This is a genomic window from Spirosoma pollinicola (assembly GCF_002831565.1).
GTDB lineage: Bacteria > Bacteroidota > Bacteroidia > Cytophagales > Spirosomataceae > Spirosoma > Spirosoma pollinicola.
Window position 1 is genome coordinate 6,096,355 of the sequence record NZ_CP025096.1, and the last position, 15,570, is coordinate 6,111,924.

Annotated in this window: 15 protein-coding genes; 12 read left to right on the forward strand and 3 right to left on the reverse strand. The window is 47.1% G+C overall.

Going from position 1 to position 15,570, the window contains the following annotated elements; translation table 11 throughout:
* Positions 1-74 precede the first annotated feature (74 nt).
* From CWM47_RS25540 to CWM47_RS25570, 7 genes are read left to right on the forward strand one after another with little or no spacing between them, the layout of a single operon-like run.
* The gene (locus CWM47_RS25540; protein WP_100991196.1) at positions 75-1,025 is read left to right on the forward strand and encodes a hypothetical protein; all 951 of its coding nucleotides are present in this window, start codon (positions 75-77) and stop codon (positions 1,023-1,025) included.
* 2 nt (positions 1,026-1,027) lie between these two features.
* Positions 1,028-1,630 (forward strand): FHA domain-containing protein, encoded by a 603-nt coding sequence (locus tag CWM47_RS25545; RefSeq protein WP_100991197.1) that lies wholly within the window; start codon positions 1,028-1,030, stop codon positions 1,628-1,630.
* 3 nt (positions 1,631-1,633) lie between these two features.
* Positions 1,634-2,455, forward strand: coding sequence for a PP2C family protein-serine/threonine phosphatase (locus tag CWM47_RS25550; protein ID WP_100991198.1), 822 nt, complete (start codon positions 1,634-1,636; stop codon positions 2,453-2,455).
* Positions 2,427-3,218, forward strand: coding sequence for a caspase family protein (locus tag CWM47_RS25555; RefSeq protein ID WP_240625473.1), 792 nt, complete (start codon positions 2,427-2,429; stop codon positions 3,216-3,218). Before CWM47_RS25550 ends, CWM47_RS25555 begins: the two co-directional genes overlap by 29 nt.
* A 33-nt stretch (positions 3,219-3,251) precedes the next feature.
* The gene (locus CWM47_RS25560; protein WP_100991200.1) at positions 3,252-5,459 is read left to right on the forward strand and encodes a serine/threonine-protein kinase; all 2,208 of its coding nucleotides are present in this window, start codon (positions 3,252-3,254) and stop codon (positions 5,457-5,459) included.
* Between the two features lie 9 nt (positions 5,460-5,468).
* Positions 5,469-6,377, forward strand: coding sequence for a tetratricopeptide repeat protein (locus CWM47_RS25565; protein ID WP_100991202.1), 909 nt, complete (start codon positions 5,469-5,471; stop codon positions 6,375-6,377).
* A gap of 29 nt (positions 6,378-6,406) precedes the next feature.
* A complete protein-coding gene (locus tag CWM47_RS25570; RefSeq protein ID WP_100991204.1) occupies positions 6,407-7,765 on the forward strand; it encodes a LamG-like jellyroll fold domain-containing protein in 1,359 nt (452 codons plus the stop codon).
* Between the two features lie 6 nt (positions 7,766-7,771).
* Here the strand turns inward: CWM47_RS25570 and CWM47_RS25575 are convergent, their stop codons facing one another.
* On the reverse strand, positions 7,772-8,563 hold the full coding sequence (locus CWM47_RS25575) for a hypothetical protein (protein WP_100991206.1): 792 nt from the start codon (positions 8,561-8,563) through the stop codon (positions 7,772-7,774).
* A 5-nt stretch (positions 8,564-8,568) separates the two neighbouring features.
* Positions 8,569-9,147 (reverse strand): RNA polymerase sigma factor, encoded by a 579-nt coding sequence (locus tag CWM47_RS25580; RefSeq protein WP_100991208.1) that lies wholly within the window; start codon positions 9,145-9,147, stop codon positions 8,569-8,571.
* A gap of 313 nt (positions 9,148-9,460) precedes the next feature.
* Between CWM47_RS25580 and CWM47_RS25585 the strand changes: the two genes are divergently transcribed.
* A complete protein-coding gene (locus CWM47_RS25585) occupies positions 9,461-9,889 on the forward strand; it encodes a hypothetical protein (RefSeq protein WP_100991210.1) in 429 nt (142 codons plus the stop codon).
* A 100-nt stretch (positions 9,890-9,989) separates the two neighbouring features.
* Positions 9,990-10,823, forward strand: a complete 834-nt coding sequence (locus tag CWM47_RS25590; protein ID WP_100991212.1) for a class I SAM-dependent methyltransferase — start codon at positions 9,990-9,992, stop codon at positions 10,821-10,823.
* Positions 10,824-11,124: 301 nt separating this feature from the next.
* Here the strand turns inward: CWM47_RS25590 and CWM47_RS25595 are convergent, their stop codons facing one another.
* Positions 11,125-12,465 carry an Nramp family divalent metal transporter gene (locus CWM47_RS25595; protein ID WP_100991214.1) on the reverse strand — a complete coding sequence of 447 codons (1,341 nt, stop codon included), beginning with the start codon at positions 12,463-12,465 and terminating at the stop codon, positions 11,125-11,127.
* Between the two features lie 234 nt (positions 12,466-12,699).
* Here CWM47_RS25595 and CWM47_RS25600 point away from each other — a divergent pair, with 234 nt between their 5' ends.
* The 3 genes from CWM47_RS25600 to CWM47_RS25610 are packed head-to-tail and all read left to right on the forward strand — an operon-like array spanning position 12,700 to position 15,429.
* Positions 12,700-13,368 carry a metal-dependent transcriptional regulator gene (locus tag CWM47_RS25600; protein ID WP_100991216.1) on the forward strand — a complete coding sequence of 223 codons (669 nt, stop codon included), beginning with the start codon at positions 12,700-12,702 and terminating at the stop codon, positions 13,366-13,368.
* A gap of 56 nt (positions 13,369-13,424) precedes the next feature.
* Positions 13,425-14,501: an LptF/LptG family permease gene (locus CWM47_RS25605; protein ID WP_100991218.1), complete on the forward strand. Its 1,077-nt coding sequence runs from the start codon at positions 13,425-13,427 to the stop codon at positions 14,499-14,501.
* A 10-nt stretch (positions 14,502-14,511) separates the two neighbouring features.
* Positions 14,512-15,429: a DMT family transporter gene (locus CWM47_RS25610; RefSeq protein ID WP_100991220.1), complete on the forward strand. Its 918-nt coding sequence runs from the start codon at positions 14,512-14,514 to the stop codon at positions 15,427-15,429.
* The last annotated feature ends 141 nt before the right edge of the window (positions 15,430-15,570 follow it).

Here is a 15,570-nt window from a genome sequence, read left to right on the forward strand (position 1 = left end):
CGCTTTTTCTCACTTACCTTTTTCAGGTACGTCCTATTCATTCGTGTAGTTAAAGATTTATAACCCTATCAACCATGTCTCAATTTCCCGACCAGACCGATTTGCAAACCGATTCCCATTCCCCTTCTGTGACACCCTCCTCATCAACACCGCCTGCTGCCAAAACAGGTCCGAATCCTACCCAAAAGAAGATACTGGGCATTTCAGCCGCGGCCATGCTACTAGGTGGAACCGCGTGGGTTGTGGCTAACCCAAGACCACATGGTCCGGATGGGTCAATACACAAAGATCCTATGTCACCCCACGCTGACATTGATGCGGCTGGTAAAGTCGATGATACAATGTCATTTGAACGGGCGTTTGAGGTCGCTCGGGATGAAGTTGGTATGGGGGGCATATTTAGCTGGCACGGTAACTGGTACAATACATTTATCAAAGAGGAGTGGGGTAGCCTGTCGCTGGACCAACGGCAGCAGTTTACGGAACTGATTACCCAGGAGCATCTGCCGGTTAAACCCTATGAAGAAACTGAAATCGAGACAGTTAAAGCAGCAGGTGAATCAGTAGAGGCCCCAGAGCCCACTATTATTGAAGGTCATATCAATGGGCAACGTGTAATGGGCCTTGACTTTAACCGGGATGGCGTTATCGATACGCTGGTTATGGAAGGAACGGATGGCAGCACCTATAAAATAGTTGATGCCCAAGGCGACGACGGGATGGATACGCTGTTGCGCTATGACTCATTTACGGGTGAACTTATCGAAATTGAGAAAATCGACGAGCCATTTGTCCTGAGCAACGATCAGTTTAGTCAGGGACTGGAAGCCAGTATGTCGAAAGAAGTTGTGGATTCTATTCTTGAGCCGGAAGTTGCAGCACCAGTTGCGCCCGCATTGTCGGTTGAAGAGGCTGATGACGACGATGAGCCTTCCCTCGGTGAAGAACACCTGGCCGATTCACACGAGCCAGATGATGATTCCTACATTAACAATGGGGATGTTCATGACATGGACGAGCAGTAAACATGAGTGGATTTAAAACAACGCTGATTGTTTGTCAGCAATGTGGCCGTAAAATAATGGTTCGTGCCGTCGATGCCGAACGCGGGTCTATTCTCTGTTCGCATGTTGGTTGTGGTGCCGTGAATGCGTTGCAAAAAGCATTTCATTACGATGAGCACATTGTGCAGGGACTCCCTTCTTTCGGGCATCTAACCCATGCCGATGAGCCAAAAACCACGTACCCGCTTCAATTTGGCCCGAATAGCATCGGCACTTCAGATACTTGTACTGTTCAGGTACCTCGACTCATGCATAACGGGCGGTGTTTCATCAGCCGTCGGCATTGCACCCTAACGGTCATGTTCGATAAGTGGACAGGCCAGCTGCGCTATCAACTTCAGGATGGAGCTGTAGACCCCGATGCCACAACGATCAAATACAGCTTAAACGGCACCCAGTTGGCAAATACGCCCTTGTTAAAAACAGAGATTGTCGATGTGGCAGACCGGGAGATAATCACCCTGGGCGGTCTGGATCGCTTTCGCCTGATGCATTATTCAATACCACCGGTCATGCTCGAAACCTATAAAGTGGAGTTGGACTACAACCCGGACCGCACCGAATAGCTTATGCAGATTCATCCAGCATCTCCTTTTGCGTTTTCGCACATTGGCCAACGGACAATCAATCAGGATACGCTGTATCCGGCTGTTGGTACGGCCACTGAACACACACAACTTTTTGTTATCTGCGACGGTATGGGCGGGGCCGATAAAGGCGAAATTGCCAGCCAGTTGGTATCCCAGGCCATACAGGACTATAGCACGGCAATGGGCTCGCCTGTTTTTGACCGGGTTCATCTGCAAACGGCTCTCGATCAGGCATACGACGCCTGTTATGCATACCTTCAGCAGCATCCATTCGTCAGTCGGATGGGGACGACACTGGCGCTCCTGCAAATTCATCCGGAAGGTGTCACGGTTGCGCACATCGGCGATAGCCGGGTGTATCAACTGCGGGGGGGGGATATTATTTTTCAGACCAAAGACCATCGGCAGGTAAACGATATGGTGGAGTCGGGCATCATCACCGTAACACAAGCACTTACGCACCCCTGGCGCAATCGGCTCAGTAAGGCTATCGTTGCCAGTGCAGCTGATAATCGAAATGCCTCGTCCCGTCCTGTCCCGGACATGACTATCCTGACGGATGTTCGGGCGGGTGATTATTTCTTTATGTGTACGGATGGCGTACTGGAGTATGTCGATGATTACGCGCTGAAAACCGTACTGGCGGGTAATGTTCCCGATCTGGCTAAAGCTCAATCGTTACAGGCCATGTGCGATGGGCAGACCAAAGACAATTATTCGGGCTATTTGATTGGTGTTAGCCGTGTAGAACAAACCGAATCCGTTCAAGTAAATGACCCGTTCAAAACCTATGCTGACTAACCTGCTACTTAGCTTGAGCTTGCTTTTTGGTTGTCAGCGGGCTTCCATGCCGGGAAAAACGTATGCCGTTGTTATTGGTATTTCCGATTATCAGGCCCTTACCTACACAACGGGGGATTTGCGGTTTGCTGATCGGGATGCACAGCAGGTAGCTACTTTTTTGCGGAGTAAAGCCGGGGGAAGTGTTTCGAATGCAAACATCCGGTTACTGACCAATCGGCAGGCTACGCAGGAAACGATTCAGCAGGCGTTAACACTCTTCCGGCAAGCGGGCCCGACCGACCGTGTTATCCTTTATTTTTCAGGACATGGTCTGCCTGACAGCTTTGTTCCCTACGACGCCCGACCGGGCGATGAGCGTAAGTTGTTAACCTACCGCGTTATCAAAGCCGCTTTTCATGAGTCAAACGCGAAAACGAAATTATGCATAGCTGATGCGTGCATGTCGGGCGGAATAACCCGACAGAAAACTAAACGATCAGCACTGGCTACCAACGAGCCGGATGGCAGTAATGTTGCCATGATGCTTGCCAGCCGATCTACCCAACGTGCTGTTGAGGATGGCCGGTTGGCAGGAGGGGCTTTTACTTACTTTTTATTGAAGGGCCTGACTGGTCAGGGAGACGTTGATGGCAATGGCATCGTAACCATTCGGGAGTTACATAAATACGTATCGCCACAAGTCAAAAAACGGACAAAAGGTCAACAGACGCCCATTTTTTATGGACGTTTTTCGGATGAACTGCCTTTGTCTTATCTTTGAATTAACATTTTTACATAGTTTGATCCTTACTCTATGAGTCAAACAATTACTTCGTTTAAAGACTTCAGGCAACGGTACCCAATCCGCCCAAACGATGAGGGGGCGTTATTGGGGAGTGGTTCGTATGGGCGTGTTATAAAGGTTGAGGATCAACTGGAAACCGAATGGGTTGCCGTTAAAATAAGTGAATTTAAGGGGAACGATACGAAGTCACTGAAAGCCGAAGTCGAACTGGCAAAGCGGGTGCCCAGGCAAGCCAATATAGCTCGATATGATGCCTGCTATCGGCTTGAAACCGATACCAGTGTTAGTGATTTTGCGATCATGAAATATTATCCGGATGGTAATCTGGCCGATCTGCTCCGGCATGTCGTGCTGACACCCACCCAGATTTATGAGATAACCCAGGGCATTTTGCTGGGCCTTCAGCACCTGCATAAAAATCGCATCGTTCACCGCGATTTTAAGCCCGCCAACATTCTTATATCTCGTGATAACGCTGGTCGATTCATTCCGAAAATCGCGGATTTTGGCCTCAGTAAACTAGTGCGTGACGACGAACTCGACAGTTCTGATTTTGATCTGAGCGATGGACGTGGTACGCCTTCCTACAAAGCGCCTGAACAGATAGAGGGCAGCCGGGTTAGTTTCAACCTCGATTTGTGGTCGTTTGGCGTGATCCTGTATGAAATAATGACAGGCGAAAAACCGTTTCGAGCCGACGCACGCAATAGTAGTGAACAATCGGTTCGACGCGAGATCGAAAAGAAAATCATAACCGTAGAATTGCCTTCGCGCCTGAACCAGGTTGCCGAACCGTATGGGGCCATAATTCGGCGGTGCCTTGTGCGCGATATTCACGAACGCGCTCGGAAGGAAGAGGAGTTGCTGAACTTACTAGATTCCATTCCCCAATTACTGGCCGAAGCGCAGAAACTTTTCGACCACCGTGAATACCAATCAGCTCTTGCCGTCTTTGAGCAGGTGCTCAGTAAGCGCGAGTACGATAGTGGAGCGCAAAAAGGTGTTGAACAATGTACGTCGGCTATTGAGCAACAGCATATAGCGACGCTGCTGAACGAAGCCGAAAGGTTCATTCAGCAACAACGGTTCGATCAGGCCAAAGCACAATACGAACAGGTATTGCAAGTAAATCCAGTGCATGAAACGGCGGTTCGGGGTCTGGCGTTTTGCATCGACAAACTTCGACCTAAACCACTGGTCATCGAGCCAGAGTCAACGGATACCTATCAGGAGCAGGAAGAACGTACAGATGCTTATGAATCTCCTGTTGCTCCAGTCGTTGTGCCAATTGCGGTAAAACCAGCTGTGGTTATCAAGGCTGTTGTGCCTGAGAAGCAGCACATAGCTAATTTGCCACGTCAGCCTGAGGTTGTGTCTAAGCCTCCCGTTTTGCCCCCTGTTACCGGTAATGTGATTACCCGGACGTTCCCCTGGAAGGTAGTCGCGCCGGTATTCATGGTTGTTGGTGGGCTTGTTTGGTATTACAGCCTGGACGGAAATCATACAAGAACAGATTCTATTCAGAAGCAGGATAGTACTTTAACCGCTGGCGTAGTGCCACCTCCAGAAAATACTAAACCTACACACATAGAACATACAGAGCCAATCAAGCTCAAACCGGTCCTTGGTGAATCGAAAGAAGCGCTTGGTAAACGAATAGATATTGCGCTCGGCAAGGCTCAGCGGGCTTATCAGTCAAAAGACTTTGGGTACACTATTGACATGGCCAATAGTGCGCTTAAGCTTGACCCCACTCGTCGGGATGTGATCAAACTCCGCGACGCGGCTAGTAGAGAAAATCTGAAAAAAGCACAGGAAGAAGCGAAAGCACCTCTTACGACTCCGTCAGAATCGCCTAAGAGTGCGGCACCGGAGACAGAGAAGGCCAAACCTGCGGAGTCTGTTGCGCCGGAAAATTCAAAAAAGGAAGATCAGGAAAAATATGAGCAGTTGATTGAGGAAGGCACGAAAGCCATTACCAGCGGAAACAACAAGGCAAAAGCCATGGCGACATTCACTAAAGCGCAGGCTTTCGCGAAAGAAAATGATTTGAACACTGCCAAAGGCGATGGTGCCTATACATACATGATGGGCAAAGGCAAAAACTATTTTGAGAGAGATGAATTTGATGGCGCTAAAGGTTGGTATCAGGTAGCGCAATCCTTGAAAGATACCGAAGAGGTCAAACGAAAAATTAAACAATGTACAGATCAGTAACCCAATTTTATGCGTAAACTACTACACCCGTTCATCCTTGCCCTATTCCTGACGTTTGTTTTGCTGCCCTCTATGCGGGCGGTGTGTCGCCCATCAAATGGCGTCGTTGTTGTCGACGACGAATATGATCGGTACAAAAAACGAGGGGACGATTTTTTTAAAGAGGGCAAATATTTCGAAGCACGTCGGCAATATCAAAATTGTCTCGAAGTTCCCGGTTTCGAAAACGACCCTTATGCGAAGGAACAGATTGCCGACTGCACAAATGGCTTAACGCTTCGCCAGCAAGCCGATGATGCCGTGCGGCAGAACAAAGGGCCGGAAGCAATCCGGCTATTTGGCCAACTGCTGAATCTCAATCCGGATGATGCCATTACAAAAGCGCAGCTGGCCGATTATTACGAACGCCAGGGTAACCAGCTTTTCAACCAGAAACGGTATCGGGAGTCTAAAAACAGCTATTCAGAGGCACTTAAATATGCCGCTGCAACAAAAAAAGAATCGCTTGTAATTCAAATGCAAACCATAGATGGTATTCTTAATCCAATTCCTAAACGTATTGGTTTAAAGATCTTTACGGGCGCAGTTGCTATTGGTGCCGGTGCGTATGCAGTGCTCCTTCGAAGTGATTATCAATCTAAAATGAACACGCTTACTCAAATTAGCCAAACCGCCGACCCTACCGGAAGCGGTATTATCGCTAACTCCGACACCTATCGGCAATATAATGAGGCTTATACGGCAGCCGAAGCGGCTCAGCAAAAGAACGGGTTGTTCAAGGCTTGTATAGGCGTTGCTGCTTTAGCGACAATAGCCGAAATCTACTTACTGGTACACAAGCCTAAACCACGCACCAGTACGTTGCAATGGAGGCCTTCATCGCAGTCGTGGGGTCTGGCAGTCGGTTACACGTTTTGAATTATTTCACACCATCTTTTCCATAAAAAATGAAGACATCACGTACTTATCTCCTTGTTAGTGTTTTAATCTGCAGCTTTGGTAGTCTGCTTTTAAGTTGTGGCAGCTGGGACCTACCCACGAAAAAAACGCAGCGAATCTGCGAAAAACCGGCAGGGACATTAACTCAAAAAGCGCAGGAACGGAAGGTTGATTTTTCGATTAGTGATGCGAAAGGTACCATTGATCAGGTTATCTGGAGCTTTGGGAATGGAATCACTGCCACAACTACGGGTACAACGGTTACGTATACATACCCAGTTTCTGGCACATTTACTGCCAGTGCAACGCTGACGAATACATGTAATAACACAACCACGTTGTCTACTGTAGTTACCCCTGTTAATATAGTTGCTCCTTCACTTAGTATTGTCAAACCATCTAGTGCTGGCGTGACTACAGCCAGTGTAAACTTTGTTGTCAATAATTATGGTAATCCCGCTGCCGTAGAATATGGTATCTGCTATTCATCTACCATTAATACTCCCGATACTAAAAACTCAACTGTAGTTCCGGTAGTTACGCCAATAGTAGGTGTAAATACAGTCGTCAATCTGCCAAATCTGGCGCCTAGTACGACTTATTATTATCAGGCTTATGCCAAATTACCTTCAGGAGATTTTGTTTATAGTTCACCGGTTGAATCATTTACGACGCAGGCAGATCCTCTTCTTCAGGACCTGATAGCCTCTGTATCATTCACTAACCAGTCCCTTCTGGATGTTAGTGGCTATAACAATAACGTTAAGCTAGTAGGTACCACGTTTACCGGCGACCGTAAGGGCAATGCGAACTCGGCTATTTTGTTAAATGGGTCGGGTGATTATTTCTACATGCCTGAGAACGGGACTCTGAATCCGGAGGCATTGTCAATTAGCATTTGGATCAAACCAGCCGTCATACCTGTTGGCGTGGAAGGCCGGATGCAGATTTACAATAAAGCACGCTTTAGCGACGGTCTCCCGCAAACGTATAGCTCCTTAATTAAAGCCGAGAAAGATATTGGGCCAGGGCTGACGTTTATGACCAACATTAAGCAAAATAGCGACTGCATAGGTGGTAAAGGCTGGCAGGATTTGGAGTTTACCAGCGGTGTTGACCTAAGTAAGTGGCACCATTTGGTATTTACATATAGTGGAAGTTCAGCCCGAATGTATTTTGATGGTGCAGAACTATATGTAAAAACTGACCTGTCTCCTAACGGAATAGATAAATGTCCGGGTGGGGAATTGAAATTTGGGGCACAGTATCAATCCCTTCCCTGGTATTTTAAGGGAGCTATGGACGACATTAGGATTTACAAACGGGCGTTAACAGCCAGCGAGGTACAGATGTTGCTTAATCAATAATCTGGATTAGTCAATTTTCTGAAGCACACGTTGCGCCAGTGAGTTAAAAGGGTGGGCCTTATCGGTACTGATTCGTTTCAGCATGGGTAAGGCCTTCTCTTTTTGCTCATTTTTAACATAAGCCAGAGCCAGAAACCACTCGGCTTTTTGTCGGAGTTGACGAGATGGAGCGGCCTGCGCTTCGATCAATAACGGTATCGCTTTGGTCGGTTGCTTATTGGCCAGGTAACTCAGTCCCAGAAAATAATCCTTGTAATAACGCGTCTGTTTATTGGCGGGGAGGGTGGTTAACTGCTCAATGACCTTATCGTATTTACCGGCCTTATAGTTTCTCATGGCGTCCAGAAACTCAGTCCGGACGGACGGGGAAACCTTGCCGGATGGGAAATCTTTCAGCAGGTCGGTAGATGGATCGGGCGAGGAGATGTCGGCGTAGGCCATATCGGCCTGATTATTTCCAGTCTGCTGATACGAATAATAGCCAACGCCTAACGCCAGAACTACCGATGCGGCCGCTGCCCAGTACCGCCAGTTGGATAGGGGACGAACAATAGTCCGTTTTTCGGTCAATGACTCTAAAGGTGCTGTGGTTGCCTCATACTGTGCTTTTGCTCGCTCCAGAGCGCGTTCGATACCCAAAGCCCGCAAGCCGAGTCGAATGTTACGCTGTCGATCAACTTCTGCCCGAAGTTCGGCATCGGCCTGCATATCCTTTTCAAACAAGGCTCGGTCTGTTGCCGACAGCTCGTTGGTTAAATAGGCCTCAATTATCTCGTATTGCTCTTCTGATAAATTCATAATCCTTACTGATTAGCCGTTTTCAGGTAAAAAGTTTTCAGCTTTTCGGCACAATCATACCGTTTCGATTTCACTGAGGACTCCTTCATGCCAAGTCGTTCGGCAATTTCCCGCAGTGACAGGTCTTCCACATAAAACCACTCTATTACCTTTCGGCACTCATCCTTGAGCTGGCCAAGCGATTGCCGAACCGCCTGCACAATATCCAATCGTTCTAGATCCTTGACTACGTCGGCCGTATCAACCATATCGACTGTGTCGGGCATGGTAGCGCGGGTACGTAATCGGGACGATTTCAATTCAGTCAACCATACGCGTTTACAATACTCAAAAACGACGGTCGTAATGCGGGTACCCGCCTGAAGTTGATAACTACCAGTTTCCAGGTTGAGCAAAAAACTCATTAACCCTTTCTGAAAGGCATCCTCAGCATCCATTTCTGAGCCGCTGTTGGTCAATACCCAATATCGAAAAGAAGGAAGTGATTCAGTGTACAAAAATTGATAAGCCCGCTCATCGCGACGGCTCAGGGCGGTATAAAAATCCTGTTCTGTTGAGTAAATGGGTAACGGGCGCGTTGACATATGGCTGTAGAATGGGCGAATATAAAACCCGAACGTCCACAATTGCACCCGCCAGCCAATTATTGATGAATAGGACTCAGGCCAAAAAGGTAAGTCAGACAATCTTTTTTACTTATTTCTCAAAATGCCCACTCACCTTCTCGCAGTTCGATTGATATATACCCGAAGCTTAGCTTTAAGGTAGTCGAAGCCATTATTGGAGTTGACCTTCCTCTTAAAATACTAAGCGGGTTATAACACCGATTTCCCGAAAAACCAGGTGGCGTAAGCTGAAAAGCCAATAGAGTAAGCAATAGTTAAATTTTTGTTCAAAATGAAAAATCTTATTTTACTATCGATGATTGTGTTTACCAGTTCACTTTCAATGGCTCAGTACAAGAAAGATGGTACGCCAGATATGAGGTATAATTCAAATAAGCAGGCATATGGCAATAGCTATTCTACACCTAGCTATGGTACTACAAATACAGATAAACAGTACCAGAGCGGTTACGAGCGAAACGGGACATATGTTGAGCCAAGTTATCATACGAGACCGAACAATACCAATACAGATAATTGGAGCACAAGTGGAAACACAAATCCGATGACTGGAAGTCAGGGGACAAGAGCCAGAGACTATTCGAATGATGCAACTAACTATGGTCAGGGTCAATCTATTAAGACGGGTTCGCGTGGTGGTCAGTATTACGAAAACAGCAATGGTAATCGAACCTATGTACCTAAGCAACCATTCCGATAAGCGGTATTTAAAAAGAAATAAAAGACATAATGATTTTTGGCTTTCCGCTACTTCCACCCATCCCGCAATTCAACAATAAACGTTTCTTTCCACTAAAATCATGGGTACTGTTCAACCATCTGGCTCGTCAACCACTGTTAATCCTGACGATTATTACTTCTACCACACTATTGATTTACCGGGCCTTGGGGAAATGAATGGCGAATGGGATCTGCGCCCTTTTGTCGATGATTATCTGGGTCATGTTCCGTTGGCAGGTAAGCGCGTGCTGGAAATGGGAGCCGCTAATGGGTTTCTAACATTTCATATGGAAAAGAAAGGGGCGTCGGTGATTAGTTATGACCTATCGCCGGATCTCGATTGGGACATGGTTCCCTTTGCGCATAAGGATGGAGCAGCCTGGGCACCCAAACGGAAGAATCATATTCGAAAGTTGAATAATGCCTACCGTCTGGGCCATTCACTCTTTAATTCAAAAGCCGAGTTTGTACATGGCACCGTATATGATATTCCGAAATCGGTTGGTTATGTGGATATTAGTACGTTCGGCAGTATTTTACTTCACGTTCGTGATCCATTTCTGGCTTTAGAACAAGCGGCAAATATTACCAAAGAAACCATCGTCATTACCGAGATTCTGGATAACAATCGCCAGAAAATCATAAACAGTTTATTTGGCTGGATGGGCGAATCGACGGTGCGTAAAATTCGAAGTAAGCTGCTGGGCCCATCAATGATCTTTCGGCCTAATGCAGTGGTGGGGCATCCTGAAGAAACCTGGTGGCACTTTACACCAGAAATTCTCGAACAATTTCTAGGCGTTCTTGGCTTTCAGGATGTTCAGATCAAATACCATAAACAGTTTTTTGCCCAGCACAACAAAAGTCAATTAATGTACACCATAGTCGCGAATCGGACTACGCCAATAAAGTAGGCTTAAGTTATAAACAGGACGACGATATCACAATAGTTGATATCGTCGTCCCATTTTTGTCGTGCGACTATAAGCAGCGAACAGGCTAATTCGTTAAATAGCGTGAATTAGGGATGATTTAAAAAGGAAACTATGCGTTGCTTTTGTCATCCCGACGGAAGGAGGGATCTTCGGACAAGACGAAGTGATCCAATTTACCGAAGATCCCTCCTTCCGTCGGGATGACAAAAAGACAAAACATTGAATTACAGATGCTTAACTGAGTGTCTATCTATAATTCATATTAAATATATGTTCACGGTTATAAACTCGAAACCGTGTCCCATAATAAATAGGTATTCAAGACGATAATAAGCACCGCAACGATCCAGGATAGTGCTTTTACCCAGACAGGATTAACGAATTTTCCCATCTTGGTTTTATTACTGGTGAATGAAACAAGTGGCACAACTGCAAAACTAAGCTGGAGTGACAGAATAACCTGGCTGAGCACTAATAGCTCACTGGTGCCATGTTCACCATACAGAATGGCCACTACCAGTGCCGGAACAATAGCAACCAGACGTGTAATAAGTCGGCGAATCCAGGGTTTAACGCGCAGATTGATAAAGCCTTCCATTACAATCTGCCCGGCCAATGTACCGGTCAGAGTGGAGTTTTGGCCTGATGCCAGCAAGGCTACCGCAAACAAAATACCCGCTAGTTTAACGCCCAGAATTGGGTCGAGTAAACGGTGAGCATCGGTAATATCGGCCACTTGCTGGTTCCCCGAAAAGTGAAAGGTTGCCGCTGCCAGAACAAGAATGGCTGCATTGATGAAGAAGGCAAGAAACAGGGAAACCGTAGAGTCGATAGTGGCGAATTTAATGGCCGACTTCCGACCGGCGTCATTCCGCCCGAAATCGCGGGTTTGTACAATGCTGGAGTGCAGATACAAGTTGTGCGGCATCACCGTAGCACCCAATATGCCAATGGCAATGTAAAGCATGCCCGGATTGGTGATAATGTCTGCATGGGGCACCAGACCGGCAGCAACGCCAGCCATATCGGGCCTGGATACCAGCAACTCGTAACCGAAACATCCCACAATCAGAAAGATCAGACTGGCAACGATTCGCTCAATGAGTTGAAACCCTTTGTTCTGTAAGTATAACAGTAACAGCACATCAAGGGCCGTTATCAAAATGCCAAGCGTGAGGGGCAGACCAAACAGCAGATTGAGCGCAATCGCCGACCCGATGACTTCGGCCAAATCGGTGGCGGCAATCGCAATCTCGGCCAGAAGCCATAAGCCAATGGATACGGGGCGGCTAAAATGATCGCGGCAAGCCTGAGCAAGGTCACGGCCAGTCGCAATGCCTAATTTTAACGCCAGGTGCTGAAGCAGTATGGCAAACAGATTAGAAATAAGAACAACCGATAAGAGTTTATAGCCATACCGGGCCCCGCCCGCAATATCGGTTGCCCAGTTGCCTGGGTCCATGTAGCCCACGGCAACCATTAGGCCAGGCCCGGCGTAGGCCCGTAATGTTTTAAAGAACCCTCCGCCTATCGGCACATGAACAGAGCTATGTACGTCGGCCAGAGAGTTTTCGTTACTCTCTTGCCGCCAGCCTTTCATCGACGTATTCGTTACCTCCATTTCAGTCTTACACGTTGAATACCCACTAAACCGGTTGATGAACCTGTGTGGTTTTAAGTAGTTATTGAATTACTCAGAAATACGTTTGTTTTTCTATAACGCATTAAAGATAAGCATTGTTGAAATAAAAATTTAGAGTCGCCTAAATTTTTAGAAAGTTTAACATAAAAACTACCTTTGCAGGCAAACTGTTTTCGTTTATTCAGCCGTTATGGATAAGCAGCCACTCATTTCATGCATTCATTTACTGAAGAAAATTACCTGAAGACCATCTATTACCTCGCCAGTCGTCAGCAGGGTGAAGTTAGCACGAATGCACTTGCCGAAATGACCGCAACAAAGGCAGCTTCTGTAACGGATATGCTACGAAAACTGGCCGAAAAGCAATTGATTCACTACAAAAAATACCAGGGCGTTCGATTAACGGAAGAAGGTGAGCGCCTGGCATTGCAGGTTATTCGGCGGCACCGGCTCTGGGAAGTCTTTCTGGTGCAGAAACTTGGTTTTGGCTGGGACCAAGTTCACGAAATTGCGGAAGAAATGGAACATATTCGGTCGGAGGAACTGGTGACGCGTTTAGATACGTATTTAGGTTGCCCGCAGTTTGATCCACACGGCGATCCTATTCCAACGCAGGCCGGACAGATGCCTGAAACAGGCTACCAGAAACTGTCTGAAGTGGCCAAAGGGCAGGACGTTTGCCTGATGGCTGTGCTGGAACACTCGACCGAATTCCTGAAACACCTCGATCAGTCGAATCTTACCCTCGGCTGCACCGTTACAGTAAATGAAATTAACGCGTTCGACAAGTCGGTGCTGGTGCAAATTGAAACCGGCCGTACTGTGTTCATCAGTTACGAAGTCGCCAAAAATTTATTGGTAAATTCTATGAGTAGCAGGTAGATACCAATCAGGCCACTCACTATCTGGCCACTTACCACTTGACTACTTACTTTCTTATGAAACTCTTAGACGCCTATATACTTAAGCGCTTTTTGCAAACCTACATCTTCGTGGTGCTGGTAATTGTGCTTGTGGTTGTGATGATCGATTACACCGAAAAGGTGGACAACTTTCACAAAACACACGCACCCGCAGGCGAAATTCTGTTTAATTATTACCTCAATTTTATTCCGTACTGGGCTAATTACATCAGTCCGCTAATGGTGTTCATCGCCACGGTTTTCCTGACATCCCGACTGGCGGCCCGCACCGAAATTATTGCTATTCTGAGTAGTGGCGTCAGTTTTGTTCGCTTGCTGTTGCCGTATGTGCTGGGGGCAACGGTACTAGCCGTAGCCACCTACTTTATGGTTAACTACGTAATTCCGAAGGCTAACAAAACCCGGATTGCGTTTGAAATAAAGTACATCAACGACGCCTATACCTACTCCGGGCGCAACGTTCATCTGAAGATAGCGCCCAATACTTACGCCTATCTGGAAAGCTATAATAACCAGATCAATACGGGTTATAAGTTTACGATGGAACGGGTAGAGGGGAATCAGCTAAAGCAAAAACTCTCCGCCGATCACATTGAATGGGATGCCAAGAAAAAGAAATGGACTGTATACGATTATAAAATACGAACCATCAATGGACTACAGGAAACGCTCACGCCCGGTGCCCGTATCGACACAACGCTGAACCTGAAACCCGATGATTTTAGCTCGGACTTTAACTTATATGAAACCCTCACGCGCCCTGAGTTAAACCGACACATCGATTTGTTACAAAGTCGTGGTGCCGACGGTGTTGAGACGTACCTGCTCGAAAAATACAGCCGCGATACCCGGCCATTCGCCATCATTATTCTAACCGTTATTGGCGTTATCATGTCGGCCCGCAAGAGTCGCCGGGGGGTGGGCTGGCAGGTGGCACTGGGCTTCTTTCTGGCCTTTACGTATCTTCTATTCTTTATGCTGGCCAAAGGTATTGCCGAGTCGGGTAACCTGAACCCCATAGTGGCAGTATGGTTGCCAAATGCTATTTTTGCAGGTATCGGTGTGCTTTTATACAACACCATTCCGAGGTAAGCAGTAACGAATGATAAAAAAAGCGTCAGTCACAGATTATCTTCAACTTCATTTCATTGTGCTGATCTGGGGGTTTACCGCTATTCTGGGTAAACTGTTGCAACCCCTCGACCCTTCGGCAGTCGTTTTATTCAGGACGTTGCTGGCCGTTTTGGGCGTAGGTGTCGTGTTGCTTATTCGTAAGCAAACCATCCGGGTGTCAACCACCGACTGCTGGGGACTTCTGGGAACCGGCGGGCTCATTGGCCTGCACTGGGTATTGTTTTTTCTGGCCGCCCGGCTGTCCAATGTCTCGGTTTGTCTGGCAGGTATGGCTACCAGCTCCCTTTGGGCGAGTTTTCTGGAACCCTTATTATTGCGTCGGCGGGTTCGGCCTGTTGAGGTAGCCCTTGGCGCGGCTGTTATGGCGGGCCTGTATTTAATTTTCCGATTCGAATTTGATAAGGTTGTCGGGCTGACCGTTGCGGTTGGTTCGGCCATGCTGTCCTCCCTGTTTACGATCATCAACAGCCGGTTTACGCATCGGTACGACGCACTGGTGATTTCATTTTACGAGATGACTGGCGCGTTACTGGGGGCCATAATCCTGTGGCTACTGGTGTGGCAGCTTACTACAACGGGGCCGGGTTTGCCGGTTGAGTTTGTGCCCCAGTCACTTAGTCAATGGTTCTGGCTTTTGATACTGTCGATGGTATGTACGGTGTATGCCTATACCGTTGGGGTAAGCCTGTTACGGAAATTTTCCGCTTATCTGGCCATATTAACCGTAAATTTGGAGCCTGTATATGGCATTATACTCGCCCTGTTGATATTTGGCGACACCGAGCACATGACATCGGGCTTTTACATCGGCACGCTTGTCATTCTGATCGCTGTACTGGCCTATCCATTTCTGAACGGACAGAAGCCAACGACAGCGGTGGAGTGAATAATTTATAATGAAGAGTGAATAATGAAGAATGAAAAGTGAATAATAAATAATGATGGTAAGTTTTTGAGTGTAAGTGGTTTACTATTTTTCACTCTTCATTATAAATTATTCATTATACGTTCTTCTATGTCCTGCCTC